Below are 25,412 nucleotides of genomic sequence, written 5' to 3'. Positions count from 1 at the left end.
GGGGCCCGGCCCGACGGGGCTCACCACCGGCCGGCCAGGGGCGGCGTCCCGCCGCGGGCATGCCCTGAGTTGCCCGGCGTCCCGGACTCGGGCCCGAGTCCGGGGAGGTGGGCGAGGCTGCCGCGGGGTGGATCCGGTCGGACCGCTCCCCCGCCGGGGGCGGCCGGAGCGACGGCGGGCTCGCGGTCGGCGCCTCGGCCGCGCCGGGCGCGGGGACGGGCTCCGGCTCCCTGGGCGAAGTGGGCGAAGTGGGCGGGAGGCTCGGCGCTTCGGCCCCGGTGGCCCTGGCTCTGGCTCTGGTAACCCTGGCCCCGGTGGCCCCCGCCGCCCGTCCGGGGCGGCGCGGCGAGCAGTGGCGCGGCGGGCGGCGACGCGGCGCGCAGTGGCGGTTTCATCGGACGAGGAGTTGGGTCAGGACGAGGCTGGACTCGTGGGTTTCGACCTCGAAGAGGCCCGTGCGGTCGGCGTTCAGGATCAGGGTGGCTTCCTGGCCTGCCGGCAGGGCGAGTTCCTTGTCGTAGCCGTGGACGTGCAGGGTGTCCGCCCGGTCGCTCGTCACCCGCAGGGCGACGCGCTCCCCGCGCCGCAGCTCGGTGCGGGCGGGGGCGGGGCTGACCTTGCCGTCCCGGACGGTGATGGTGACCGTCCGGTCGGCCTGCTGCTGGTCCGGTGGCTTCGGCGCGGCCTCGGTCTCCCCGTGGCCGTGGCCCGTGGAGGAGCCCGGGGCGGCGGCGGTGAGCTGGGTCGTGGCCTGCACCGGCTTGCCGGACACCGCCCAGGCGGTGTGGTCGTCCGCGTAGAGGCGGACGGTCAGCGTGTGCGCGCCCTCGGGGACCTGTGTGGCGGGCAGGTGGAACCACGGGCCGTACAGCCGGGCCAGCTTGCGTCCGTCGAGCTCGAGGTGGGCGTGGCCGGCGCCCGGGAGGGCGGCGCCGCCGGTGCTGTCCGGGGTGAAGCGGTAGTTCTTCACCGCCAGTTGGAGGTTCCAGCCGTCCTCGGAGTCCGGGCGGACCGTCACCTGGACCTCCGGTGCGCCCTGCGCCGGGACCTCGCGGAGCCGGTGGCCGGCGCCGTCGTCCGCGGTGAGCAGGGTGCCCACGCTGCCGGAGGCCTGCTCGTGGCTGGTGCCGGGCTTGTGGTGGGTGGTGGCCCGCCCCCCGCAGCCCGTCGCCGCGCCGCACGCCAGGAGCAGGGCGAGGGCGAGCAGGGCCGCGCTGCGGGCGGCTCGGCGGGGCCTGCGGGCGGCGCGGGGCGGCGTACGGCAGGCGTCGCACCGGATGTCGTCGTCGGGGCGGCCGGTCACGGCTGGCCTCCTGTGGTCTGGGCGCTCGTCAAGGCCGGGGCGGCGGTCACGGGGCCGGGGCCGGGTCGGAGCCGCCTGGGGTTCGGCGTGCGCCGCGGCGAAGGGCGGGCTCCCGGAGTCGTAGCCCCGGAGGCGTCCGGCGTCGCGGTCACGGGGCCGGGGCCGGGGCCGAGCCGCCTGGGGTTCGGCGTGCGCCGCGGCGAAGGGCGGGCTCCCGGAGTCGTGGTCCGCGGGGCGTCCGGGGCGGCGGTCACGGGGCCGGGTCCGGGGTTGCCGGGGGTTCGGGGGCTGCCGCGTGGAGGGCCGGGGCAGGGCCGGCGGGGACCGGGGCGCGGTCGCCCGCGGGGTCGCCGCCCGGGCCCGAGGGGCGGGCCGGGGCGCCCGGGCGGGCCGAGGCCACGACCGCCCACAGGACCCAGACGACGGCCACCAGGGCCCGTACCCAGGCGGGGCTCAGGGGGGTCCAGGGGATCATCAGGACGGCCTTGTCGAAGGCGTCCAGCAGGGTGAGCCCGGCCAGCAGCAGGGTCAGGCGGGCCAGCCAGGGGCGGCTGGGGCGCAGCGCCAGGCCGGCGCCCGTCCACCACAGGCCGAGCAGGAGGAGGGCCAGGGCCGGGACGAAGGTGGCGGTCAGCCCGGTCGTGGAGCCGGCCACGTCCAGGGCCAGGCCCGCCAGGCCGAGGAGTGAGGCGGCCGTGCCCAGCCGGGAGCCGCGCAGGCGGCGGCCCCACAGGACCCCGCCGACCAGCAGCAGGACGGCCGCGACGGCGAGCGCGAGCTGGGTCTCCACCCGCTCCAGGCCGCGCGCGCCGTACCAGTCGCAGCCGGCCGGGAGTTTGCGTGCCTGGACGTTGTAGTCGGCGCAGACGAGGAGTTGGACGAGCTTGACCGGTTCGCCGACCAGCCGGGCCGACGCCCCCGAGACGGCGCCCCGGCGGTCACCGCACTGCGGGACCGTGCCGGGGGTGGAGCCGTCGGGGCCGTCCTGCCAGCAGTTGCCTCGGCCCTGCCCGTCCCACCACACGTCCATGCCGTTGGGGCGGGCGGCGCCGGACTTGTCCTTGCCCATGACGTTCCCGGCGTACCGGTTGTGGTGGGAGGTGTCCGTCTGCTTCGACCACGCCTCCTCGCCCCGGATGAAGGCGGGGACCGCGCTGAGGAAGAAGCCCGCGCGCCGGTGCCCGTACACCCAGTTGTCCTCGTAGAGGTTCCAGTTGCCGCCCGCGGTGATGATGCCGGTGCCGGGGGGCATGGAGATCTGCGGGCAGACGACGCCGCGTTCGTAGCCGCGCTCGATCGGCGGCTTGGCGCAGGTGCCGTCGGCGACGTGGTGGTAGTAGTCCTGATTGTTGTCGTGGATCAGGTTCCGCTCGAACTTGGCGTGGTTCTGCGGGAGCCCGGGGTGGCCGGGGAAGGCGCTGTCCATCGAGGCGCCGCCCATGTTCTGGTCGAACTCGTTGTCGTGGACCCAGACCGAGTCGCCGGCGGTTCCGGAGTAGCCGACCATGTTGTGGTGGCTGCGGCAGCCGGTGATCTCGATGGAGTAGCGGGGGACGTCGTAGCCGCGGCCGTCGTTGATGTCGGAGGCGCTGCCGGGGTAGATGCCGGAGTCGCCGTTCCCGTACGACTCGCAGTTCTTGTAGAGCCCGTGGTCGCTGGCGAAGGTCAGGAAGCCGTACTCGTCGTTCCAGCGGGTCAGCACGTCGTCGATGACGAAGCCGTCGCCCGCGAGCACGTAGAGCGAGTTGAAGGTGGTGCGCTGGGCGGTGAAGTTGCGGAAGTAGATGCCGTTGGACTTGTCGGCGCGGATGGCGTTCAGCTTCTGGTACTTGGCGTCGACGACCACGTCCAGCCGGGTCGCGCCCGTGCCCTCGATCTGCAGGTTCGTCTTGCCGAGGATCGCGACGAGGTTCTGGTTGTGCCGGCACTGGACCTGCTGCTCGTACGACAGGATCTGGTAGCCGAGTGAGGACTCGGGGGCCTGCAGTGCGGCGCACTCCCCCGTCGGCTTCGGGAGCGAGGGCTCCTCCTCGTACAGGCCGGGGAGGATCGCGATGTTCATCCCGGGCCGGTCGACGGCGTCGACGGCCTCCTGGAGGTGGCGGTAGCCGCTCTTCTCGCACCGCTCGTACAGGGCGAGGTTGCGCCGGCGGAGCTCTTCCGGGAAGGCGGATATCCGGCGTTCGAAGGCGGGCCGGTCGGTCTTGCAGACGACCAGGTCGGGCTCCGCCTCGCGGTATTCCGGTACGGATCCGGAGCCGTCCGGGAGGGTGACCGGGCGTTCCTCGTGCGCGCGGGCGGCGGGCGCGGCGGCGAAGAGGGTCAGGAGGGCAAGGAGGGCGGCGAGGAGCGCCGCCGGCACGGCAGGGAACCTGCGGGTCCACGACATGCGCGTGAGAGTAGAGCAATGTTCATCTTTTGGGATCCCCCTCTGCGCGAATCCGTTCCAGGTCTGCGCAAATCCGTCCCGGGTCTTCGTGAATCCGCCCCGGGCCGGGCGCTCCGACCCCCCACGAACCCCCCATGGCCCCAAAGACCCCGTTGACGCGCGGGCCGCGGAATCCTACTGTCAACCATAGGATTCCTTCGACGGAGCGGGAGCAGCACATGAGCGAGCAGGCCGGCAGCGAGCAGGCCCGGAAGACGGCGGAGGCACTGGAGTACCTCACCGGCTTCGGCAACGAGCACAGCTCGGAGGCCGTCCCCGGCGCCCTCCCGCTCGGCCGGAACTCGCCCCAGCGCGCACCCCTCGGCCTCTACGCCGAGCAGCTCAGCGGCAGTGCCTTCACCGAGCCGCGCACCCACAACCGCCGCTCGTGGCTCTACCGGATCCGCCCCTCGGCCGCGCACCCGCCGTTCACCCGGGTCGACAACGGGGCCCTGCGCACCGCGCCCTTCACCGAGGCGGCGGACCCGAACCGGCTCCGCTGGAACCCGCTGCCCGACCCGGCCCCCGGCACCGACTTCCTGTCCGGCCTGTGGACCCTCGGCGGCAACGGCGACGCGGCCCAGCGCGCCGGCATGGCCATCCACCTCTACTCCGCCAACTCCTCCATGACGGACCGGGTGTTCAGCGACTCCGACGGCGAACTGCTGATCGTCCCCGAGCGCGGCGGCCTGCTCCTGCGCACCGAGCTCGGCCTGCTCGCCGCCCGGCCGGGCGACGTGGCCCTCATCCCGCGCGGGGTCCGCTTCCGCGTCGAGCTGCTGGACGCCGACGCCCGCGGCTACGTCTGCGAGAACTACGGCCAGCCCTTCGAGCTGCCGAACCTGGGCCCGATCGGCGCCAACGGCCTCGCCGCCGCACGGGACTTCCAGGCCCCGGTGGCGGCGTACGAGGACGTCGAGCGCCCGACCGAGGTGATCAACAAGTTCTGCGGAAACCTCTGGTCGGCCACCTACGACCACTCCCCGCTCGACGTGGTCGCCTGGCACGGCAGCCACGTCCCGTACGTCTACGACCTGCACCGCTTCAACGTCCTGGGCTCGATCAGCTACGACCACCCCGACCCGTCGATCTTCACGGTCCTGACCTCGCCCTCCGACACCCCGGGCCTGGCGGGCGTGGACTTCGTGGTCTTCGCGCCGCGCTGGCTGGTCGGCGAGGACACCTTCCGCCCGCCCTACTTCCACCGCAACGTGATGAGCGAGTACATGGGCCTCATCGAGGGCGCCTACGACGCCAAGGCCGAGGGCTTCGTCCCCGGCGGCGGCTCGCTCCACAACATGATGTCCGCGCACGGCCCCGACCGGGAGACCTTCGACCGGGCGAGCGCCGCCGAGCTGAAGCCGCAGAAGATCGACGACGGCCTGGCCTTCATGTTCGAGACCCGCTGGCCGATCACCGCCACCGCCCAGGCGTCCGGCGCCGATCACCTCCAGCGCGGCTACGACGACGTGTGGCAGGGTCTGCAGCGCCACTTCCGCGCCTGACCTGCACTGCATACGCTGCAGGCGCCGCACGTCACCCCCTGTCCAGCCGTTCGGAGATCCACCCGTGACCGCCTTCGCCCCCGACTCGCTGGTGCTGAACCGGAAGCTGCCGCTCTGGTATCAGGTGTCGCAGTCACTGCGCGCCTCGATACTGGGGCGCACTCCGGACGCCTCGCTGCGCCTGCCCACCGAGGAGCAGCTCGCCGAGCACTACGGGGTGAGCGTGCTGACCATGCGGCAGGCCCTCAAGGAGCTGGAGGGCGAGGGCCTGATCAGCCGGCACCGGCGCCGCGGCACCTTCATCGAGCCGGGAGCACTGCGGAGCACCCCGGTCCGGCTGCTGGGCTCGGTCGACGCGATCGTGGCCCAGCAGTCCGGTGACCGCACGACGATCCTCGGCCACGGGCGCACACCCGTGGCCGGGGAGCTGCTGGAGCACTTCCCGGCCACGCCCGAGGTGGTCACGTACCGAAGGCTGCGCCGTGACCGCGAGAGCGGCGAGCCGACCAACTGGGCCGAGAACGCGGTGCTTCCGGAGTTCGCCGAGGCGGTGGACCTCGCCGATCTGGAGCGCTGGCCGATGACCAAGGTGCTGCGGGACGTCGTGGGCGTCCGCATCAGCCGCATCACGGACACGGTGCAGGCCCGGCTGGCCGACCCGGAGACGGCCGAGCTGCTCCAGGTCCCGCTGCTCAGCCCGATCCTGCACTACACGGGCGTGACGTACGACGAGGACGGCCGGGTGGTGGACGTGGCGCGGATCCGCTACCGCGGCGACCGCTTCTCCTTCACCGTGACGGTCGACGCGCACTGACACGTCTACGCGCACGGACACGTCGACGCGCACTCATATACGTCGACGTGCACTGATACGACGCCCACGGACGAGGCCCGTCACACCGACCGCCGTCACCTCTTCTCGTCGGACTCCGTGGTGCGCTCACCCTCCGCCTGGGACGGTGTGGTCCGCTTGGTCTGGGGGTGCCGCTCCTTGCGCTGCTTCTCGTCCATGTCCTCGTCGAGGCGCTCGCCCTCGGCCTGCGACGGAGTCGAGTATTCGTCGTACTGGCTCATGACCGTCTCCTCGGTCGATCCCGTACGTAGGTGTCACTTATGCGTACATAAGGAGCGTAACGCTTCGGCCTGGACGCAGCCCGGCCATCGGATCCCGTCGCTACCATCGGCGGCGTGAGCGAAGACGTACCGCTGCTGCACGATCTGATGCCCTGGGCCGTGGGCGGCCTGCGCCTGGGCCGGGACTGGGTGGCCGCACCCGATCCGGCGGCCCTGCGCGCCCGCTGGGCCACCCTGACCGGCTCCGAAGGGGCCGAGCGGGAGCGGCTGTTCCGCCCGAGCCGCGTCCGCACGCCCGCCGCCGGGGCGGCCGCGCTGCCGGGCCAGCGCTCGGCGGCCACGGCCCGGTTCGCCGACGCGCCCGGCCCCTGCCCCGACCCCGTACGGGTGCTCCGCGAGCCCTTCGACGAGCAGTGGCTCCTGCCCGACCAGCGGCTGATCGACACGGCCCGGCCGGAGCTCTGGCGGGTCCGGGACGAGCACCAGGTGTTCCTCATAGAGACCCCCGACCCGCTGGTCACCGCACACCTCCCGGCCGGCCGGCTCGGCCGGATCCGCCCGCTGCACCGGCGCCCCGGCGGCGCCGAGCCCAATCTCGCCCCCGGCCTGCTGCCCCTGCTGGGCGAGCGCTACGGCGGCTGGGTCGCCCCCGAGGACTTCCTGTGCTGGGTGCTCGCCGCGGGCCGCCCGGGGCCGCGCGGCCACGAGGTCCCGCTCGCCGCCGACCCCGCACGCTGGCGGGCCGGGCTGGAGCTGGGGCACCGGCTGCTCACCGTCCAGCTGCGCGGGGCGCGGGGCGGTGAGCCGCCGCGGCTGCCGGGCGGGCGGCGCCCGTACGTCCGCTCGGCGGTCGGGGCGTGGCCGCAGGGGCTCGCGTACGACGCCGACAGCGAGACGCTGGGTCTCGGGGGCGGGACGGTCTCCCCCGTGCCGGCCGGGGCCTGGGAGTACGAGGCGCAGGGCGTGCGGGTGCTGGAGGCCTGGTTCGCCGCGCGCACCGCGCACCGCGGTCCGGACGCCGACGGGCTGGAGGCGCTGGGGCCCGCCGAGTGGCCGCAGAGCTGGACCTCTGAGCTGCTCGCCCTGGTGACCACCCTGGCGCTGCTGGCCGATCTGGCGCCGGAGCGGGCCGCGTTCGAGCCGGGGCCGGGCCTGGCGGCCGGGGAGCTGCGCGCGGCCGGGGTGCTGCCGCCGCCGGGCTGGGCCCGGCGCCCGGCCTCGGTGCTGGACCACCACGAGGAGGGCCCGGGCGGGCAGTTCGCGCTCCTCTGAGCGACGGCGCGGGGGCGGGGCCGCCGCGAAACCGACGGGCCCGCGCCCCTATGCACGCAGGCCCCCCGCGCCCCTGCGTACCGCAGGCCCCCGGCGCCCTTACGTACCCCAGGCCCCCAGCAGCCGTGACACGGAGCGGTCGAACACCGCGGCCATGTCCAGCCCGGCGCCGGGGACCGGGCCGCCGCCCGTGAGGGCCGCCGCCAGCCGCGGGTACTCCCCGGTGGCCAGGCGGGAGCCGAGCCAGGCCGACCGTACGCCCTGCTCCTCCGCCTCGCTCCACGGCAGCGCCCGGGCCCGCTCGGCCAGCGCCAGTTCGCCCGCCACATAGGTCGCGACGGTGCCGTTGACCGCGGCGACGAGCTCCAGCTTCTCGGCGTCCGGCGCGTCCAGCGGCGCCAGGCAGTCCAGGCTGTACTCCAGGTAGCGCAGGGCGTTCGGGCCGAAGCCGTAGACGGGGCTCAGCAGGCGCGGCAGCCAGGGGTGGCGGTGCATCAGCGCGCGCGTCTGCCGGGCCAGCGCCAGCTGGTCGGCCCGCCAGTCGCCGGTCGGCGGGGGGAGCTCGTACTCCCCGCTGACCGTGTCGACCATCAGCTCGTACAGGTCCTCCTTGCGCGGCACGTAGTTGTAGAGGGACATCGTCCCCGCGCCGATCCCGGCGGCCACGCGCCGCATCGAGACGGCCTCGATGCCCTCCGCGTCGGCGATCCGCACCGCCTCGGCCGCGATGGAGTCGCGGCTGTGCGCGGGCCTGGGGCCGCGGCCGGCCCGCTGGGGCCTGGACCAGATCACTTCGGGTTCAGCGGGTCGCCCGCCGGCTGTCATCGCTCAGATCACCTCGTCGTCTCGACCACCATCTTAGTTACGTACGCCGTACGTAGTGAGGTACGGTGTCGCACATGACAACTACGTACGCTGTACTTAGTGAAGGTCTGGAGAAGAGCTACGGGGAGGTCCATGCCCTGCGCGGCCTCGATCTCGCCGTTGCCGAGGGCACGGTCTGCGGCCTCCTCGGACCCAACGGCGCGGGCAAGACCACCGCCGTCCGGATCCTCACCACCCTCACCGCACCCACCGCCGGCCGCGCCCTCGTCGCCGGCCACGACGTCACCCGCGAGCCCGCGGCCGTCCGCCGCGCCATCGGGGTCACCGGCCAGTACGCCTCCGTCGACGGGGATCTGACGGGCCGCGAGAACCTCCGGCTCTTCGCCCGGCTGGCCGGACTGCGCGGCTCCGCGGGCCGCGCCCGCGCCGACGAGCTGCTGGAACGGTTCGGGCTCGCCGAGGCCGCCGACCGGGTGGCCGCCACCTGGTCCGGCGGCATGAAGCGGCGCCTGGACCTGGCCGCCGGGCTGGTCACCCGCCCCCGGGTGCTGTTCCTCGACGAGCCCACCACCGGCCTGGATCCGGCGGCCCGCGAGCAGATCTGGAGCGCGGTGCGCGAACTCGCGGAGGAGGGCACCACGGTGCTGCTCACCACCCAGTACCTGGAGGAGGCCGACCGGCTCGCCGACGACATCGTGGTCGTCGACCGCGGCCGGGTGGCCGCCACGGGCACCCCCGCCGGACTCAAGGCCCGCATCGGCGCCTACGCGGAGGTCACCGTCGCCGCCCGCGGGGCCCTGTCCGCCGCCGCCGGCGTACTCGACCAGCTCACCGGGGGGCGGCCCGTGCTCGACGAGGAGCGGCTGACCGTGGGCGTGACCGTCCTCGACGCCGGGCTCACGCTGCCGCGGATCATCCGGGAACTCGACACCGCCGGCGTCCCGGTCACGGACGCCGGCCTGCGCCCGCCCACCCTCGACGAGGTGTTCCTGCGCCTCACCCAGCCCCGTTCCGCCGATCAGGAGTACGCCGCATGAGCACCCTGCTGTCCGACGGCGGAGCCGTCTTCACCCGCCAGCTCCAGAAGGCCCGGCACGCGCCGGCGCTCCTGGTCCTCACCCAGACCATGCCGATCACCATGCTGCTGTTCTTCGGGTACGTCTTCGGCAGCGCCCTCGCCATGCCGGGAGCCGAGTACCGGGAGTTCCTGGTGCCCGGGCTGCTCGCCGCCACCGCCGCGAACGGCCTGATGACCGGCATGTTCACGGCGGCACAGGACGCCCACCGCGGCGTGATGGACCGGTTCCGCACCCTGCCGATGAGCCGCACCGCCGTCCCGCTGGGGCAGACGGCGGCCGATCTGCTCACCACGGGCGTGTCGATGGTGCCGCTGATGCTGGTGGGGCTGGCGATGGGCTGGCGGATCGAGAACGGCCTGCCCGGCGCGCTGGGCGCCCTGGGCGTGCTGCTGCTGTTCCGCTTCGCCACCGCGTGGGTGGGCACGTACCTCGGCCTGCTGAGCAGGAGCGAGGAGGCGGCGGGCCAGCTCGGCAGCGCCACCTTCGTCCTGCCGATGCTGTCCAGCGCGTACCTGCCGACCGCAGGGCTGCCCGGGTGGCTGCGCGCGGTCGCCGAGTGGAACCCGATCAGCGCCGTCGCCACCGCCGTGCGCGAACTGTGCGGGAACGCCGGGGCCGAGGCGGCGGCCGGGGCCGCCTGGCCCGCGGCGCATCCCGTGGCCGGGGCGCTGCTCTGGTCGGTGCTGCTCCTCGCGCTGTTCGTGCCCCTGGCCACGCGCAGGTTCGCCCGCGGGGAGGCGGCGCGCGGATGACACATGTCACCGCCCCGCGTGGTGACAGTTCCCGTCCGACCCGGTAGGCAGGGCCCATGGCTACCGAAACGGCTCCCGCACCTGCCCCCGAACCGCTCCCGCTGGACGGCATCACCGTCGTCGCCGTCGAACAGGCCGTCTCGGCCCCCTTCGCCACCCGCCAGCTCGCCGACCTCGGCGCCAGGGTGATCAAGGTCGAGCGTCCCGACGGCGGCGACTTCGCCCGCGCGTACGACACCGCCGCGCACGGCCTCGCCTCGCACTTCGTCTGGGCCAACCGGGGCAAGGAGTCGATCGCGCTCGACCTGAAGGACCCGCGCGGCCGGGAGGTCCTGCACGGCCTGCTGGCCGGCGCCGACGTCTTCGTGCAGAACCTCGCGCAGGGCGCCGCCGCCCGGCTCGGGCTCGACTCGGCCGCGCTGTGCGCGCGTTACCCGCGACTGGTCGCCGTGGACGTCTCCGGCTACGGCCCCGAGGGCCCTTACGCCCACAAGCGCGCCTACGACATGCTCGTACAGTGCGAGGCGGGCCTGGTCTCGGTGACCGGCACCCCGGAGCAGCCCGTCAAGGCGGGGATCCCGGCGGCGGACATCGCGGCGGCCATGTACGCCTTCTCGGGGGTCCTGGCCGCCCTGCTGCGCCGCGGGGTCACCGGGCGCGGCGGCAGGGTGGAGGTGTCCATGCTGGACGCGCTGGCCGAATGGATGGGGCATCCGCTGCACCACACGATGCACGGTGGGGAGCAGCCCGTACGCACCGGACTCGCGCACGCGGTGATCGCACCCTACGACGCCTACCCGACGGCCGACGGGGACCGGGTGCTGCTGTCGGTGCAGAACGACCGTGAGTGGCGTCGGCTCGCCCAACAGGTGCTGGAACAGCCGGAGTTGGCCGAGGATCCGGCGTACGCGACGAACGCGGCGCGCACCGGGAACCGGGAGAAGACCGACGCGGTGGTGGCGGAGGTCCTGGGCCGGCTGGGCGCTGACGAGGCGATCGGGCGGCTGGAGGCGGCGGGCATCGCCTGCGCGCGGCTGAACTCGGTGGCCCAGCTGGCCGGGCATCCGCAGCTGGCGGCCCGGGACCGATGGCGGGAGGTGGGATCACCGGCCGGTCCGCTGCGGGCCCTGCTGCCGCCGATCGGGCTGCCGGGCGGCGCGGCACCGCACATGGGTGCGGTGCCCGCGCTGGGCGAACACACCGAAGCCCTGCTGCGCGCCCTGGGGATGGCGGACGCACAGATCTCGGAACTGCGCCGGGACGGTGTGATCGGGTAGGGCCGGGAAGCCGCAGGCCCGAGGGCGAACGGCTGCGGTGCGGGGACGGTTACGAACGGCGGCTGCCGAAGAGCGTGCGACGCAGACGGCGCAGCGGCGCGAAGAGCGAGACGCGCGCGCTCCGGCTCCGCAGGCGGTGCGTGTGGTCGCGGGAGGTGAGCTCGCGCATCAGCAGCGTCGCCTCGGCGGTCTCCCGGTGCGGGAGGGCGGGCCCGCCCAGCACGGCGAGATGGCGGTCGAGGCGCGAACTGCTCGCACCGCTGCCGCAGGTGATGGCAGGCACGCGAGGCGGCCTGCTGCGCATAGCTATCTGTTCCATGTTCTCTCCCCACCCGTACGAGGGCACCCGGCCCGGGCAGGTTAACCCTATCGCCCCCGCGTCGCCCCCGGGTATCCCGGTGGTGTGAATTACCCCTATGGGGACGGGTAGTTGACGGTTACTCAACGGAGTCGACCGTTACTCTCCGCACAGAGGTGACGCTGTGGAGGGTCACGACGCGAGTCCCGTCACGACAGGGGCCGCTTGCCGCGCACTGCGCTAACTTGGAGTGACCGCCCGATGACACGGGGGCGCAGGGGAACGCACTCGGGGGGCCGCGTGAGTGAGCAATCGAACTCCGGTCGTGTCGTTTCGGGCCGCTACCGGCTGCTGGAACCGATCGGCCGCGGCGGCATGGGCGTGGTGTGGCGGGCCCGGGACGAGGTGCTGGCCCGCGACGTGGCCGTCAAGGAGGTACGGGCGCCCGCCGGACTCGATCCCGCCGAACTGCAGCGCATGTACCGGCGGCTGGAGCGGGAGGCCTGGGCCGCGGCCCGGGTCTCGCACCGCGGGGTCGTCACCGTCTACGACGTGGCGTCCGAGGACGGGCGGCCCTGGATCGTGATGGAGCTGGTGCGCGGGCTCTCGCTGGCCGACGTACTGGAGGCGGAGGGGCCGATGACCCCGCAGCGCGCCGCCCACATCGGGGAACAGGTGCTGGCCGCACTGCGCTCCGCGCACGACGCGGGGGTGCTGCACCGGGACGTGAAGCCGGGCAACGTGCTGATCGCCAACGACGGCCGGGTGGTGCTCAGCGACTTCGGGATCGCGAGCCTGGAGGGCTCCTCCGCGATCACCATGACGGGCGAGGTGGTCGGCTCCCCCGAATTCCTGGCGCCCGAACGGGCGTTGGGGCGCGATCCGGGACCCGCCTCGGACCTGTGGTCGCTCGGGGTCATGCTCTACGCCGCCGTCGAGGGGGTCACGCCGTTCCGGCAGGCCACCCCGCTGGACACCCTGCGGGCCGTGGTGGACGAGGAGTTGCCGCCGCCGCGCCGGGCCGGGCCGCTGGAGCCCGTACTGGAGGGGCTGCTGCGCAAGGATCCGGCCGAGCGGCTGCCCGCCGCGGAGGCGGCCCGGATGCTGCGGGTGGTGGGCGCGGGCGGGTCCGTACGGGCCTCCGGCGGGCCGGTGTCGGGCCCGGGCTCGCCGACGGCCACCGCGCACCACGGGCACGAGGCGCGGGGCGGCGGGGCACGGGCGGGCCAGGGAGGCTCCGGCGCGCCGGCGGGACCGTACGGGCAGCCCACGCCGCCGGTGCCCGTACCGGGACCGGGGCCCGGACCGGTGGAACGCGAGGGCCGGGCCGGACTGGTGCTGGCGGCCGGCATCGCGATCCTGGCGCTCGCCCTGCTCGCGCTGGGGTGGGTGCTGCTGAAGGACCGCGGGGACTCGGACGGCCGCGGAGGCGGTGCGGGCGCTCCGACGGGCGCGGCGACCACCGCCCAGACCGTCACCACGAGCCCCTCGGCCCCCGCGTCCGCCTCGCCGTCGGCCTCGGCCTCCGTCTCGGCCACCGCGGGGCAGTACGTCTCGGTGTACGTCGACGTCGTGCGCTCCACCTACACCGGAAGCTGTCCGCCGCCCGGGGAACACGCGCCCGCCTTCACCGCCACCGTCGAGGTGGAGCGGATCCCGGTGGTGCTGGAGTACCGCTGGGCCACGCGGAGCGGGCGGACCTCCGGTCCCGGCTGGCAGTCCGTCACGTACGAGGCGGCCGGGCCGCGGAGCCGGCGGCTGGAGCACTTCGAGCTCACGCACGTCCCGGGCGCGACCTTCGAGGACGCGGTCCGGCTGGAGGTGCGGGGGCCGGCGGAGGTGACCACCCAGTGGGTGGCCACCTCCGTGACGTGCAGGAAGGAGACCCCGACGGCCGGGGCCTCCTCCCCTGCGGCGAGTGCGTCACCGCACTCGCCGACGGCGAGTGCCGCGGCGAGCCCCGCGGCCGGCCGGGCGGATCAGGCCGCGCTGGCGAAGACGGGCAGGTAGCCGCCGGACTGTCCGGCGGCGGTCGGGTGGTACGACTCGCCGATGTTCAGCCAGTTGACGCTGTGCAGCCACGCGTTGCCGGAGCAGATCTCGTGGCCCGTGAAGGCTCCGGCGACCGAGGCGAAGGTGAAGCCGTGGTCGGCGGCGCGTTTGGCGATGGCGGCGTTGAGGTGGTCGGCGGCGCCGTTGATGGCGGCGCGTTCGCCCTCGGTGAGGCCGGTGGTGCAGGTGCCGTTCAGCTTGTAGAAGCGGGGATAGCCGAGGACGACGACACGGGCGGCGGGTGACCGGCTGTCGATGGCGTTGTAGACCTGGTCGAGCTGGCCGGGGAGGGTGGAGTTCACGTAGGCCTTGGCCTGGTTCACGCGGTTGACGCAGGTGGATTCGGACTGGAGCACACAGGTCGTCATCACGTCGGAGAATCCGGCGTCGTTGCCGCCGATGGTGATGCTGACCAGGTCGGTGCCGGAGTTGAGCGGGGCGAGCTGGTTGGCGAGGACATCACCCGTACGAGCGCCCGAGCAGGCGGTGAAGGAGAAGGTCTGGGGGGAATGGGCGGCGGCCCACAGGGCCGGGTAGGCGCGGGAGGTGCGCTTGCAGTTGCCGCTCGCGCTGTCGTAGTTGCCGGCGCCGACGCCGGAGGAGTACGAGTCGCCGAGGGCGACGTAGCCGAAGTCGGCGGCGGCGGCGGCCTGGGAGGCGCCGAACAGGGCGGCGCCCGCGGCGAGTAAGAGGGAGGAGGTGAGGGCAGCGAAGCGCGACAGTCTCATGCTCATGTGTGCGGCTCCTTGTGGGGGTTACTCCTGAGTCCGTGGTACAAGCAGCCGGGGCTCGCTGGAAGTGTCCATGCCAAGAATGTTCGGGGCGGAGTTGCGGCCCGAATCTTCACTCCGAATGCGTTTGAAGAGGGAACTCGGGCACCCGATCCGGCGAAACACGGGTGCACGAGGGCACGGTGTGCCGGATCATGGGCGCCATGCCAGCCAACCCGCATGACGCGTTGCCGATCCGGCTCAACGTCGACGACAGCGACTCGCCGTCGGACGTCGTCGACGCGCTGTTCCTCGGCCGGTTCGCCACCGGTGAGCAGCCGTACTCGCACAGCGTGTCGATCGAGCGGGTCAAGGCGGACGCGACCCTCCTGCCGCCGGAGGCCACGGTGTTGCGCTCGGCTCGCGACAGCGACCGCAGCGCCACCCTCGCCGAGGGCGAGGGCTGGACCATGCTCGTCTCCCGCTGGAGCCGGGGCGCGGACGTCACCGTGACGGCGGTCAGCGACGAACTCGCGGAAAGGGTGCTCGGCGAGGCCACGGAGGGGGTGCAGGACGAACCCGAACCGCAGCCGGAGAACGTCACGATGGGCTTCTGGTACGTCTCCCCCCGCCGCGGCCCCTACCGGACGACCCGCCAGATCGCGGCCGGGACCTGGGCGGAGGTGCGCCCGAACTACACCGCGCCGGTGGCCGGGGCGATGGACCGCCTGATGAAGGTGACCCCCGACGACATCGCGGGGCGGCTGCTCCTGCTGCACGGTCCTCCGGGCACGGGCAAGACCTCCGCCCTGCGCACACTGGCCCGGTCCTGGCGGGACTGGTGCCAGGTGGACTGCGTGCTGGACCCGGAGCGGCTGTTCAACGACGTGGGCTACCTGATGGACATCGCGATCGGTGAGGACGAGGGCACGTCGAAGGGCCGCTGGCGGCTGCTGCTCCTGGAGGACTGCGACGAGCTGATCCGCGGCGAGGCCCGCCACACCGCGGGGCAGGCGCTGTCACGGCTGCTGAACCTGACGGACGGACTGCTGGGGCAGGGCCGCAACGTGCTGGTCGGCGTGACCACCAACGAGGACCTGGAACGGCTCCACCCGGCGGTGGTCCGGCCGGGGCGCTGCCTGGCCCGCATCGAGGTCGGCCGGCTGACCCACCGGGAGGCGGTGGACTGGCTGGGCACGGACGAGGGCGTCTCCCGCGAGGGCGCCAGCCTGGCGGAGCTCTTCGCCCTGCGGCGCGGCTCGGGCCCGGCGGCGATCCTGCCGCCCCAGCCGCACACGTCGGAGGCGGGGCTGTACCTGTAGCTGCGCTGAAGTCCAGCCCCGCCGGCGTTCGAGGCGCGGGCGCGGAGCGCCGTAGGGGGCCTGGGGCAGAGCCCCCGACAACGGCACCGCGAGGGCTACTTGGCGGCGGCGTACCGCGCCCGGAGGGCTTCGGTGGCGGCCTCGACCGCCTCGGCCTGCGTCAGGCCGAGGCGATGGGCCCGTTCCGCATAGGCCTGCGCAGCAGAGGCGGCCTCGCGGGACGCACCCTCCGCCGCCGCGACGAAGGTCCCGTTCCGGCCCCGCGTCTCGATCACCCCGTCCGCCTCCAGCGCCCGGTACGCCTTCGCAACGGTGTTCGCGGCCAGCCCCAGCTCCTCCGCCAGCCCCCGTACCGTCGGCAGTTTGAAGCCCGCCGGCAGCTTCCCCGACCGGGCCCGGTCCGCGATCTGGGCGCGCAGCTGTTCGTACGGGGCGGCCGACCCGGCCGAGCCGTCGATGGCGATCTTCAGGTTTGTCGAGGTCACGCGGGTGATTGTCCCCCATCGCCGGTAAATTGGGAGGCGCCCGGCGCGAGAGCGCCCGTAGCGTCTGCCGCATGACCGCATCGATCCGCGACCTCCGCCCGGGTGACCTCTCGGCCGTGGAGTCCGTCGTGCGCGTCCGTCGCGCGGCCCTGCCGTTCATGATCAGCACCGTCGAGGGCGTGGCCTTCGAGCTGTCCTGCGCCCACCCCGCGAGCCACCACCGCATCCTCGTCGCCGAGACCCCGGGCGGCGAGGTCGTCGGCACGGCCGAGACCGGCATCGCCCACGACAGCCCGCAGCCCGGCCAGGGGTACGTCAACGCGTACGTCGACCCGGCCCGCCGGGGTCTGGGCGCCGGCCTGCTGCTGCTCCGCGCGGCCGAGGAGCACCTCGCCGCACGGGGCGCGGTGGACGCGTACGCCTGGGTCCTCGACGAGCCCGCGCACCGCGCCTTCGCCGAGCGGCGCGGCTACCGCCCCGGCCGGTCCGCGCACTTCCTCCGCCTGGACCTGGCGGCGGCCGCGCCGCCCGCGCTCCCGCAGCCGCTCCCGGCCGGGGTCGAACTGCGTCCCGGCTCGGCCTTCGCCGCCGACCCCCGGCCGCTCTTCGAGGCCGACGCCGGGACGACGGCCGACGAACCGGGTGATGTGGCGGCCGCGTTCGACGACTACGAGGACTGGCTCGCGCACAGGTGGAACAGCCCTTGCCTCGACAAGGAGCTCACCACCGTCGTGCTGGTCGACGGGGAGGTGGCCGCCTTCACGCTCGCCCGGACCGACGGCGCCACCCGCTACGCCTCGGGGATGACCGGCACCCTGCGCGCCTTCCGCGGGCGGGGGCTGGCCAGGCTCGCCAAGACGGCGTCCCTGCACCGGGCCCGCGCGGCCGGGTACACCGAGGCCTTCACCGGCAACGATGCCGGCAACGCCCCGATGCTCGCCGTCAACAAGTGGCTGGGGTACGAGATCTGCGCGACAGAGACGCGCTACACGAAGAAGCTCACGAAGCGACGTACGAAGGAACTGGAGACAGCGTGACCGAGCAGCTGACCGTCGTCCTGACCAAGGCCGGACGCACCAAGATCCGCTACCCGGCGGCGCAGGTCGCCGACGACGGCGACCGGATCTCCGTACGCGCGCCCTGGGCGGCCGAGGGCGTACGGGACTTCGGCTTCGTCCGCTTCGAGCCGGGCGACGTGTTCGTCGAGCACTTCTGGCGCACCCGCTGGTACGCGGTCAAGGAAGTGTGGACCGGTGACGGCGTCCTCAAGGGCTGGTACTGCGACGTGACGCGCCCGGCCCTGGTGCAGGCCGGGGAGATCCTCGTGGAGGACCTGGACCTCGACCTGTGGGTCTCGGCGGACGGGACCTCCGTACTGCGCCTGGACGAGGACGAGTTCGCCGAGAGCGGGCTCGCCACGAGCGACCCGGAGGCGGCCGCCCAGGCCGTCCGGGCCCTCGACGCCCTGGACGACCAGGCCCGCTCGGCGGCCGGCCTGCGCGCCCTCCTCGCGTAGGGGCGGCCGGGCGAGGCAGGCCCCGGCCCCGCCTCGCCGGCCGGTCCGTCTCTCCGTCGCGCTCTCCGTCCCTCTCTCCGCTACGCGCCCTCGTCGAAGAACCCGGCCTCCACCTCGAGGGCGAGCCTCTGCAGGACCTCGATCGCGGAGACGTCCGTCTGACCGTCGTCGTGCACGATGGCGAGACTCGTGAAGGCCAGGCTGAACCCGGCGACCATGGTCTGCAGGGCAGGACCGAGCGCCTGCGCGACCAGGCGGGCCACCTGCTCGGGGGACGAGTCCGCCGGCACGCTGATCGAGGGCAGCATCTCGTTCAGCAGGTTGGTGACCACCCCGGTCTCCGCGGCCGGGCCGTCGTCCTCGCCCGCCTCCGCCGCCCGGCGGATCTCCTGGGCCTCCGTGAGGATGCCGATGACTCGTTTGAGAACCTCTGCTCGCCTCATCCCCGGAGCGTAGCCCCCACGCACGGACGGAAACCCTCCCGAAGCCCGCTTCCTGAGGTCGTCCTTACTCCTTCCTTAACAGGACCGTAAGGATCCGCTCCAGGGGGCCGGAGCAGGCGAAAGGCGTGGTGCGGGGGGCTAGCTTGGCCGGGCCAGGACAGGAAGGGCCGTGTGGCGCCGCCGGGGGGCGGCGCCGCTGGACCCGATTCCGATTCCGCTGGCGCGCCCCTGCCTTGTGCCCGAAGGAGATCCACCCATGTCCGCACGCCGCCGTTCCGTGACGCTGACCCGTATCGCCTCCGCCGGTATCGCCCCGCTGGCGCTGGCCGCGTACGCCGCCGCTCCCGCGGTCGCGCACGGCTCGATGACGGACCCGGTCAGCCGGGTCGCGGCGTGCTACGCGGAGGGCCCGGAGGCGCCGAAGTCGGCGGCCTGCAAGGCGGCCGTGTCGTCCAGCGGGGCGCAGGCGTTCTACGACTGGAACGCGGTGAACATCGCCAACGCGGCCGGGAACCACCGGGCGCTGATCCCGAACGGCCAGCTGTGCTCCGCCGGCAACGACAAGTACCAGGGGCTGGACCTGGCCCGGGCCGACTGGCCGGCCAGCCCGATGACCGCCGGTGCGCACACCTTCCGCTACAAGGGCACCGCCCCGCACAAGGGTTCCTTCGAGCTGTACGTGACGAAGGACGGGTACGACCCGACGAAGCCCCTGAAGTGGTCCGACCTGGAGTCCGCGCCGTTCGCGAAGGCCACCGACCCCGGCATGCAGAACGGCGACTACGTCTTCTCGGGGACCGTCCCGAACAAGTCCGGCCGCCACCTGATCTACAGCATCTGGCAGCGCTCCGACAGCCCGGAGGCCTTCTACACCTGCTCGGACGTGGTCTTCGGCAAGGACAACGGGGGCGGCGGCAACGGGGGCGGCGGCAGCACGCCGAGCACCGAGCCCAGCACGGCGGCGTCTGCGCCGGCGAGTGCCAAGCCCGACACGGGCACCGGCACCGGCACCGGCACCAAGCCGTCCGACAAGCCCTCGGCCCCGACGGACCAGCAGATCGCCGCGGGTGCGGACAAGTCCACCGTCGAGCACAACGGTCACGGCGACAACGATCCGAAGACGAACGGCAGCACCGACACCGCCGCCGTCCCGGTGCCCTCCCAGTCCCCGGCCGGGCGCAACCTCGCGGAGACGGGCGGCAACGGCGCCACCCCGGCGATCGCGATCGCCGGGGCCGGCGCCCTGGCCGTCGGCGCGGCCGTGCTGTTCGGGCTGGCCCGCCGCCGTGCGACGACCGCGAGCCGCCACGGCCGCTAGTTCATGCCGCGGGCCGCCCGCGCCACCCGTCAGTCGAAGACGGAGGCGCAGGTGGTCCGTTCGGCGTGGGCCGGGTCGAGGGCGTTGAGCGCCTCGTGCCAGGCGATCCGGTCGGTGAGCCCGATGGCGACGTGCTCCGAGAGGTCCAGCACGCACAGGTCCTGGAGCACGACGTTCCGCACGTTCGGCCCGTCGAGGAACGCGCTCCGGTACGGCGTCACCACCTCGTCGTACTTGGTGGCGATCACCGTGTACTTCACCCCGGGGACGGTGTCCCCGCCCGCGTTCAGCTTCTGCTGGAAGGCGGACCCGGCGATCTGGTCGGCGAGGCCCGGGGTCGCGGTGCTGATCAGGTCCTCGGCCCCGGGGAAGTAGGGGAGGAGCTTGGTGAAGCCCAGCAGGGTGGTGCCGTGGTTGTCGGGGGCGAGCCCGACCAGTGCGTTGACCTTCTCGGCGCCGCCGAGGAACTTCAGGTAGTAGCGCGGCATCATGCCGCCCTGCGAGTGCCCGATGATGTCGGTCTTGGCGGAGCCGGTGGCGGCGAGGACCTTGTCGACGAAGACGTCGAGCTGGCCGGCGGACTTGTCGATGGGGCCGAGCCCGTTGAAGAAGGGCACGCCGGGGAGTTGGCCGTAGTCGAGGGAGTAGACGCAGTACCCGCGGTGCACGAGGTACGGCGCGAGGCCGAGCCAGTTGTCGACGGAGTTGCCGAAGGTGCCGTGTACGAGGACGACGGGGCGCGGGTGCGCGGCGGACGGCTTGCAGGACCAGTTGTTCCAGCCGGTGCTGGGGGCGGACGCGGCCTGCGCTGCGCCGGTGGGGGCGACGAGTGCGGCGGCGGTGAGGGTGAGGACGGCCAGCGGGCGGAGCAGGCGTCTCCAGGGCAGCATCGTGTGATCTCCTTGCGTTCGACTCAAGGGGATGGGGCGTGGGGGTTCGTCCCGTGATCCGGATCACAAAGGGGCGCTGCTGCCGCTAAATTACGGGTGAGTAGCAACACAGGGAAGTTACGCGTCGGTAAAAACTCGCGTGTCGCCCGATCGTCCGTCAGGCGGCGAGCGAGCCACGGGCGATGGCCTGCGGGCCGAAGCGTGCGCGGACCCGGTCCGTGACGGCTTCCAGCCGGCGGGCCTTCTCGTCCTCGGGGTCGAAACTGAGCTGCCGCACGGCCCGTTCGGCCGGGGTCAGGCCCTCGGCCCGCAGGGACAGCGCGCGGACCCGGGCCCGCTGCAGGCCGAGGCTCTCGTAGAGGGCGTAGGCCGCGGCGGTCAGGGACGCCGAGTGCGCGGTGGGTTCGGCCAGGGTGCGGGTGCGGGTGAGCGTGGTGCGGTCGGCGCAGCGGACGGTGAGCGAGAGGGCCCGGCAGACCTGTCCCCGGCCCGGTCCTTGTGTACGAAGCTTCGCGCCGAGCTCCTCCGTCAGCGAGAGCAGGGCCCGCCGGTGCCGTACGGGGTCCAGCTCGTCCCGGTCGAAGAGCCGCTCGGCGGCGATGGTGCGGGCGGCAGCGCCCGGCCGGACGGGGGTCCGGTCGATGCCGAGGGCGCGTTCGTGCACCTCGCGGCCGAGCCGGGCGCCGAGGATCCGCCGCAGGGCGGCGGGCGGGGCCTCGGCGACCCGGCCGACGGAGTCGAGGCCGTAGGAGCACAGGGTGCGGGCCGCCCTGGGGCCGATCCCGTCGAGCACGGTGACGGGCTTGCCCGCCAGGAACTCCCGTACGGCGGCGGGCTCGTCGGGGATCACCAGGGTCGCCCCGGGCCGGGCCTCGCGGGCCGCCGCCCGGGCCAGCATGGGGTTGCCGGCCACGCCGACGGCGGCGTCCACGCCGTACAGGGCGAGGGCCCGGACCCGGATCACGGCGGCCAGCCGGCGGGCGTCGCAGCCGAAGTAGCGCAGCGCGCCCCGGACATCGGCGAGGGCGGTGTCGGGCGCCAGGGCCTGCACGGCCGGGGTGATCCCGCCGAGCAGCGCGAGCACCCCGGCGTACGCCCCGGCCCCGAGCGGACCGCCGCCTGCGGGGTGCATCCGCAGACAGACCACAACCGCCCCGCCGCCCGATCCCGCGGCCGGACCGGAGGCCGCACCCGCAGCCCAGCCCGCCGCGTTCATCCCGCGCTCCCCGGGCTGGAGTGCCACAGCTTGCGGCCGGTGGCGGGGCCGGTGCCCGGGGGCTGGAGGTCGGCCCAGGGGTTCATCTCGTACCCGGTGGACATGTGGATCCGGCGTCCGGGATCCGCCGGAGCGGCAGCCGGGCCCGCCGGGCCCGCCGGGGAATCGACATCCGCCGCCCCGCCGGAGGCGAGCCGTGCCGCCACCGCGTCCAGGCCGCCCGCCGCCCGCAGTTCCGCCAGCTCCGCCAGGTTCCAGGCCGCCGCCCCGACCACGCTCAGGCTCTGCGGGCCCCGCCGCTGCACGACCCCCCGTACCAGCAGCAGGAAGGAGTGGAAGACGGTGTGCGCGCACCGCTCGTGGCTGTCGTCGAAGAAGGCCAGGTCGACCAGGCCCGTCCCGTCGTCCAGCGTGGTGAAGATGACCCGCTTCCCGGACCGGATCGGCGGGGTCTGGGTGGCCGCCTTGGCCCCCGCGACCAGTACGGTCTGCCCGTGCGCGGTGTCCCGCAGCCGGCTCGCCGGGACCACCCCCAGCTCGGCCAGGAAGGCGTGGTGGTCCCCCATCAGGTGCCGCGAGGCGTCCATGCCGAGGACGCCCAGCTCGGCGCTGAGCCGTTCCGCCTCGGTGAGGTCGGGCAGTCCGACGGAGGCCGTGGACCGGCCGCCCTCCAGCGGGAGTTGGGGTCCGCGGACCCCGGCCGCCCGCTGCGCGCCGTGCAGTTCGGTCAAGTGCAGCAGGAGGTCACGCCGGTTGGCGCCGAAGGCGTCCAACGCCCCTACCTGTGCCAGCCGTTCGGCGACCGGGCGCCCCGGGTGCGCCCGGTCCCAGAAGTCGCGCAGGGAGGCGTACGGCTGCCCGCCCTCGATCCGGTCCGCCTCGGCCCCGCTGATGCCATGGACGTCGGACAGCCCGAGCCGCAGCCCCCACGCCCCCCCGACATCGGACACCAGTTCGATACGATGGGCGGCCGCCGACCGGTTCACGTCCAGCGGCAGCACCGGTACGCCCCGCCTCCGCGCGTCCGCCAGCAGCAGCCGCTTCGGGTACATCCCCGGATCGTGGGTCAGCAGCCCGGCGTAGAAGGCCGCCGGGTGGTGCGCCTTCAGCCACGCCGACTGGTACGTGGGCACCGCGAAGGCCACCGCGTGCGCCTTGCAGAAGCCGTAGCTGCCGAAGGCCTCGACGATCTCCCAGGTCCGCGCGATCACCTCCACCGGATAGCCGCGCCCGCCCGCCTTCGCCGCGAACCAGACCTTGATCCGCGCCTGCGACTGCGGGTCGGACAGGCCGCGCCGCACGCGGTCCGCCTCGTCCCGCCCGCAGCCGGTCATGACGTGCACGATCTCGATGATCTGCTCGTGGAAGACCACCACCCCGTACGTCTCGCGCAGCGCGTCCGCCAGGTCCGGGTGCGGGAAGCGGACCGGCGCCCGCCCGTGCCGGGCCTCGATGAAGGGCCGCACCATGTCGGCGGCCACCGGCCCCGGCCGGAAGAGGGAGATGTCGACGACCAGGTCGTGGAAGGTCGACGGCTGCAGCCGCCCCACCAGGTCGCGCTGGCCCGGCGATTCGATCTGGAAACAGCCCAGCGTCTCGGCCGAGCGGATCAGCTCGTACGTGGCCCGGTCCCCCGGCGGCACCTGCGCCGGGTCGTCCAGGTCGAGCTCCTCCCCCGTGCCGCGCCGGATCTCCGCGACGGCGTGCGCCATCGCGGACTGCATCCGTACGCCCAGCACGTCCAGTTTGAGCAGCCCGAGCTCCTCCACGTCGTCCTTGTCGAACTGGGACATGGGGAAGCCCTCGCCGCTGGTGGGCACCACGGGTGTACGGGCGAGCAGGGAGGCGTCGGAGAGCAGCACCCCGCACGGGTGCATGGCGATCCCGCGCGGCAGCGCGTCGAGCGATTCGACGAGCTCCCACAGCCTCCCGTGCGACTCCCCCCGTACGTCGCGCAGTTCGGGGAGTTCCGCCAGCGCGGCGCGGGCGTCGCGGGCCCGGATGTGCGGAAAGGCCTTGGCGAGCCGGTCGATGACGGTCGGGTCCATGGACAGGGCGGCGCCGACGTCGCGGACGGCGTGCCGGACCCGGTAGGTCTCGGGCATGGAGACGGTGGCCACGCGCTCGGTGCCGAACCGGTCGATGATGCGCCGGTAGACCTCCAGCCGGCGGGCGGACTCCACGTCGATGTCGATGTCGGGCAGGACGCGCCGGCGCTTGGACAGGAAGCGTTCCATCAGCAGCCCGTGCGCGACGGGGTCGGCGTGCGCGATGCCGAGCAGGTGGTTGACGAGGGAGCCGGCGCCGGAGCCGCGGGCGGCCACCCGGATCCCCATTTCCCGTACGTCGTCGACTACTTGGGCGACCGTCAGGAAGTACGAGGCGAAACCGTGGTAGGCGATGATGTCGAGCTCGCGGTGCATCCGATCCCAGTACGCGCGGTCGTCCGCGTACCCGCGCAGCACCATGCCCGCCGAGGCCCGGGAGGCGAGGACACGCTGGGCGCTGCGGTGGGCGGCGCCGACGAGCCGGGCCTCGGGGAAGTGCACGGAGCCCATGCCGAGGTCGTCCTCGGGGTCCACGGCGCAGGCCTCGGCGGTACGGGAGGTCTCCGCGAGCAGGCGTCTGGCGTCGGCGGGGCGCAGGCCGGCGGCCTGGGCGATGCGGTCGGCGGCCTCGGCCATGGCGGCCGGGGCCTTGAGCCAGCGTTCGCCGCTGTCGAGGGGCCCGCGGGGGTCGATGGGGACCAGGCGGCGGGCCGCGTCGAGGATGTCGGCGACCGGGCCCTGGCCGGGGTCGGCGTAGCGGACGGCGTTCGTGAGCACGGCCCGGACGCCCTGTTCGGCGGCGAAGCCGACGGTACGGGCGGCCAGCCGCAGCGAGCCGGGCCCGGTGCCGGTGCGGCCGTGGTGGACGGCCTCCAGGCGCAGGGAGTCGCCGTAGACCTCCCGCCAGGGCGCGAGCAGCCGGGCGGCCCGGTCGGGGCGTCCCGCGGCGAGCGCCCGCCCCACCTCGGAGCCGGGCCCGAGGAGGACGAAGACGCCCTCTCCGCGCAGGGCCGACCAGGGCAGCACCGGCTGCTCGCCGGCCACCCGCGGGGTTGCGGCACCGTCGGGTCCGGTGCGGCAGGGCTCGCCGGCACCGGCGTGGGCGGCGGTGACCATCCGGCACAGCTCGGCCCATCCGGCGGCCCCGTCCCGGGCCAGGAAGACGGCCCGCGCGGCGGACTCGTCGACGAAGGCCCCGCCCTTGACGGGGGTGCGACGGCGGTACGAGGCCTCGGCGGAGCCCGCCCGGCCGCCGGATCCGCCCGTACCGTCCGCGCCGCCTCCGGCGGAGCCGGCCGAGCCCCCCGACCCGGCCGACCCCACCGGAGGCGACACGGCCAGGTCCACTCCGAACAGCGGCCGGATCCCCGCCTTCGCGCACGCCTTCGCGAACCGCACCGTGCCCGCGAGGGTGTCGCGGTCGCTCAGGGCGAGGGCGTCCATGCCCCGCTCGGCGGCACGTTCCGCCAGCCGTTCGGGGTGCGAGCCTCCGTAGCGCATGGAGAACCCCGAAACGGTGTGCAGATGCGTAAAACCAGGCACCCGCGGCCTCCTGCTTCGCTCGTTGAACACCTCCTCCCCCACCCCCACCATAGAGCA

22 protein-coding genes are annotated in these 25,412 nt (G+C 74.1%); 11 read left to right on the top strand and 11 right to left on the bottom strand.

Annotated elements, in window-relative coordinates; genetic code table 11:
* Positions 1-391 precede the first annotated feature (391 nt).
* Together RIU97_RS31280 and RIU97_RS31275 are read right to left on the bottom strand one after the other, a co-directional pair.
* Positions 392-1,207, bottom strand: coding sequence for a hypothetical protein (locus tag RIU97_RS31280; RefSeq protein WP_404963016.1), 816 nt, complete (start codon positions 1,205-1,207; stop codon positions 392-394).
* Positions 1,208-1,553: 346 nt separating this feature from the next.
* Positions 1,554-3,692 (bottom strand): right-handed parallel beta-helix repeat-containing protein, encoded by a 2,139-nt coding sequence (locus RIU97_RS31275; RefSeq protein WP_404960918.1) that lies wholly within the window; start codon positions 3,690-3,692, stop codon positions 1,554-1,556.
* A 218-nt stretch (positions 3,693-3,910) separates the two neighbouring features.
* Between RIU97_RS31275 and hmgA the strand changes: the two genes are divergently transcribed.
* Together hmgA and RIU97_RS31265 are read left to right on the top strand one after the other, a co-directional pair.
* Positions 3,911-5,236, top strand: coding sequence for a homogentisate 1,2-dioxygenase (hmgA, locus tag RIU97_RS31270; RefSeq protein WP_404960917.1), 1,326 nt, complete (start codon positions 3,911-3,913; stop codon positions 5,234-5,236).
* 64 nt (positions 5,237-5,300) lie between these two features.
* The gene (locus tag RIU97_RS31265) at positions 5,301-6,050 is read left to right on the top strand and encodes a GntR family transcriptional regulator (RefSeq protein WP_404960916.1); all 750 of its coding nucleotides are present in this window, start codon (positions 5,301-5,303) and stop codon (positions 6,048-6,050) included.
* 95 nt (positions 6,051-6,145) lie between these two features.
* Here RIU97_RS31265 and RIU97_RS31260 read toward each other — a convergent pair whose 3' ends face one another.
* Complete coding sequence (locus RIU97_RS31260) at positions 6,146-6,310, bottom strand: hypothetical protein (RefSeq protein WP_404960915.1); 165 nt, start codon at positions 6,308-6,310, stop codon at positions 6,146-6,148.
* Between the two features lie 147 nt (positions 6,311-6,457).
* On the opposite strand from RIU97_RS31260, the gene RIU97_RS31255 reads away from it, so the two are divergent.
* Entirely contained in the window at positions 6,458-7,582 is a 1,125-nt protein-coding gene (locus tag RIU97_RS31255) for a type ISP restriction/modification enzyme (RefSeq protein WP_404963015.1), read from the top strand.
* Between the two features lie 99 nt (positions 7,583-7,681).
* Here the strand turns inward: RIU97_RS31255 and RIU97_RS31250 are convergent, their stop codons facing one another.
* On the bottom strand, positions 7,682-8,407 hold the full coding sequence (locus RIU97_RS31250) for a TetR/AcrR family transcriptional regulator (protein WP_404960914.1): 726 nt from the start codon (positions 8,405-8,407) through the stop codon (positions 7,682-7,684).
* A gap of 74 nt (positions 8,408-8,481) precedes the next feature.
* Between RIU97_RS31250 and RIU97_RS31245 the strand changes: the two genes are divergently transcribed.
* From RIU97_RS31245 to RIU97_RS31235, 3 genes are read left to right on the top strand one after another with little or no spacing between them, the layout of a single operon-like run.
* Positions 8,482-9,444 (top strand): ATP-binding cassette domain-containing protein, encoded by a 963-nt coding sequence (locus tag RIU97_RS31245; protein ID WP_404960913.1) that lies wholly within the window; start codon positions 8,482-8,484, stop codon positions 9,442-9,444.
* On the top strand, positions 9,441-10,238 hold the full coding sequence (locus RIU97_RS31240) for an ABC transporter permease (protein WP_404960912.1): 798 nt from the start codon (positions 9,441-9,443) through the stop codon (positions 10,236-10,238). Before RIU97_RS31245 ends, RIU97_RS31240 begins: the two co-directional genes overlap by 4 nt.
* Before the next feature lie 56 nt (positions 10,239-10,294).
* Positions 10,295-11,515, top strand: coding sequence for a CaiB/BaiF CoA transferase family protein (locus RIU97_RS31235; protein ID WP_404960911.1), 1,221 nt, complete (start codon positions 10,295-10,297; stop codon positions 11,513-11,515).
* Positions 11,516-11,564: 49 nt separating this feature from the next.
* Here RIU97_RS31235 and RIU97_RS31230 read toward each other — a convergent pair whose 3' ends face one another.
* Positions 11,565-11,834, bottom strand: coding sequence for a hypothetical protein (locus RIU97_RS31230; protein ID WP_383573354.1), 270 nt, complete (start codon positions 11,832-11,834; stop codon positions 11,565-11,567).
* Between the two features lie 279 nt (positions 11,835-12,113).
* Here RIU97_RS31230 and RIU97_RS31225 point away from each other — a divergent pair, with 279 nt between their 5' ends.
* Positions 12,114-13,823, top strand: a complete 1,710-nt coding sequence (locus tag RIU97_RS31225) for a serine/threonine-protein kinase (RefSeq protein WP_404960910.1) — start codon at positions 12,114-12,116, stop codon at positions 13,821-13,823.
* Here the strand turns inward: RIU97_RS31225 and RIU97_RS31220 are convergent.
* Positions 13,793-14,593 (bottom strand): SGNH/GDSL hydrolase family protein, encoded by an 801-nt coding sequence (locus tag RIU97_RS31220; protein ID WP_404963014.1) that lies wholly within the window; start codon positions 14,591-14,593, stop codon positions 13,793-13,795. The two genes, RIU97_RS31225 and RIU97_RS31220, sit on opposite strands and share 31 nt — an antisense overlap.
* 206 nt (positions 14,594-14,799) lie before the next feature.
* On the opposite strand from RIU97_RS31220, the gene RIU97_RS31215 reads away from it, so the two are divergent.
* Positions 14,800-15,897: a DUF5925 domain-containing protein gene (locus tag RIU97_RS31215; protein ID WP_404960909.1), complete on the top strand. Its 1,098-nt coding sequence runs from the start codon at positions 14,800-14,802 to the stop codon at positions 15,895-15,897.
* A gap of 95 nt (positions 15,898-15,992) precedes the next feature.
* Here RIU97_RS31215 and RIU97_RS31210 read toward each other — a convergent pair whose 3' ends face one another.
* Entirely contained in the window at positions 15,993-16,382 is a 390-nt protein-coding gene (locus RIU97_RS31210) for a GntR family transcriptional regulator (protein WP_404960908.1), read from the bottom strand.
* Positions 16,383-16,453: 71 nt separating this feature from the next.
* On the opposite strand from RIU97_RS31210, the gene RIU97_RS31205 reads away from it, so the two are divergent.
* A complete protein-coding gene (locus RIU97_RS31205; protein ID WP_404960907.1) occupies positions 16,454-17,419 on the top strand; it encodes a GNAT family N-acetyltransferase in 966 nt (321 codons plus the stop codon).
* Entirely contained in the window at positions 17,416-17,898 is a 483-nt protein-coding gene (locus RIU97_RS31200) for a DUF402 domain-containing protein (protein WP_404960906.1), read from the top strand. The genes RIU97_RS31205 and RIU97_RS31200 overlap by 4 nt, the downstream gene beginning before the upstream one ends.
* 80 nt (positions 17,899-17,978) lie before the next feature.
* On the opposite strand, the gene RIU97_RS31195 is transcribed toward RIU97_RS31200, so the two are convergent.
* Positions 17,979-18,341 (bottom strand): hypothetical protein, encoded by a 363-nt coding sequence (locus tag RIU97_RS31195; protein ID WP_404960905.1) that lies wholly within the window; start codon positions 18,339-18,341, stop codon positions 17,979-17,981.
* 256 nt (positions 18,342-18,597) lie between these two features.
* Here RIU97_RS31195 and RIU97_RS31190 point away from each other — a divergent pair, with 256 nt between their 5' ends.
* Complete coding sequence (locus tag RIU97_RS31190) at positions 18,598-19,659, top strand: lytic polysaccharide monooxygenase (protein ID WP_404960904.1); 1,062 nt, start codon at positions 18,598-18,600, stop codon at positions 19,657-19,659.
* 29 nt (positions 19,660-19,688) lie between these two features.
* On the opposite strand, the gene RIU97_RS31185 is transcribed toward RIU97_RS31190, so the two are convergent.
* The 3 genes from RIU97_RS31185 to RIU97_RS31175 form a co-directional block, all read right to left on the bottom strand.
* Positions 19,689-20,549, bottom strand: coding sequence for an esterase/lipase family protein (locus RIU97_RS31185; protein ID WP_404960903.1), 861 nt, complete (start codon positions 20,547-20,549; stop codon positions 19,689-19,691).
* Between the two features lie 157 nt (positions 20,550-20,706).
* Positions 20,707-21,765: a hypothetical protein gene (locus tag RIU97_RS31180; RefSeq protein ID WP_404960902.1), complete on the bottom strand. Its 1,059-nt coding sequence runs from the start codon at positions 21,763-21,765 to the stop codon at positions 20,707-20,709.
* On the bottom strand, positions 21,762-25,355 hold the full coding sequence (locus tag RIU97_RS31175) for a DNA polymerase III subunit alpha (protein ID WP_404960901.1): 3,594 nt from the start codon (positions 25,353-25,355) through the stop codon (positions 21,762-21,764). The genes RIU97_RS31180 and RIU97_RS31175 overlap by 4 nt, the downstream gene beginning before the upstream one ends.
* Between the last annotated feature and the right edge of the window lie 57 nt (positions 25,356-25,412).

It is taken from the genome of Streptomyces sp. 147326 (assembly GCF_045000215.1).
GTDB lineage: Bacteria > Actinomycetota > Actinomycetes > Streptomycetales > Streptomycetaceae > Streptomyces.
The sequence above is the reverse complement of the archived record's forward strand: the minus strand, read 5'-3'. Positions and strand labels throughout refer to the sequence as shown.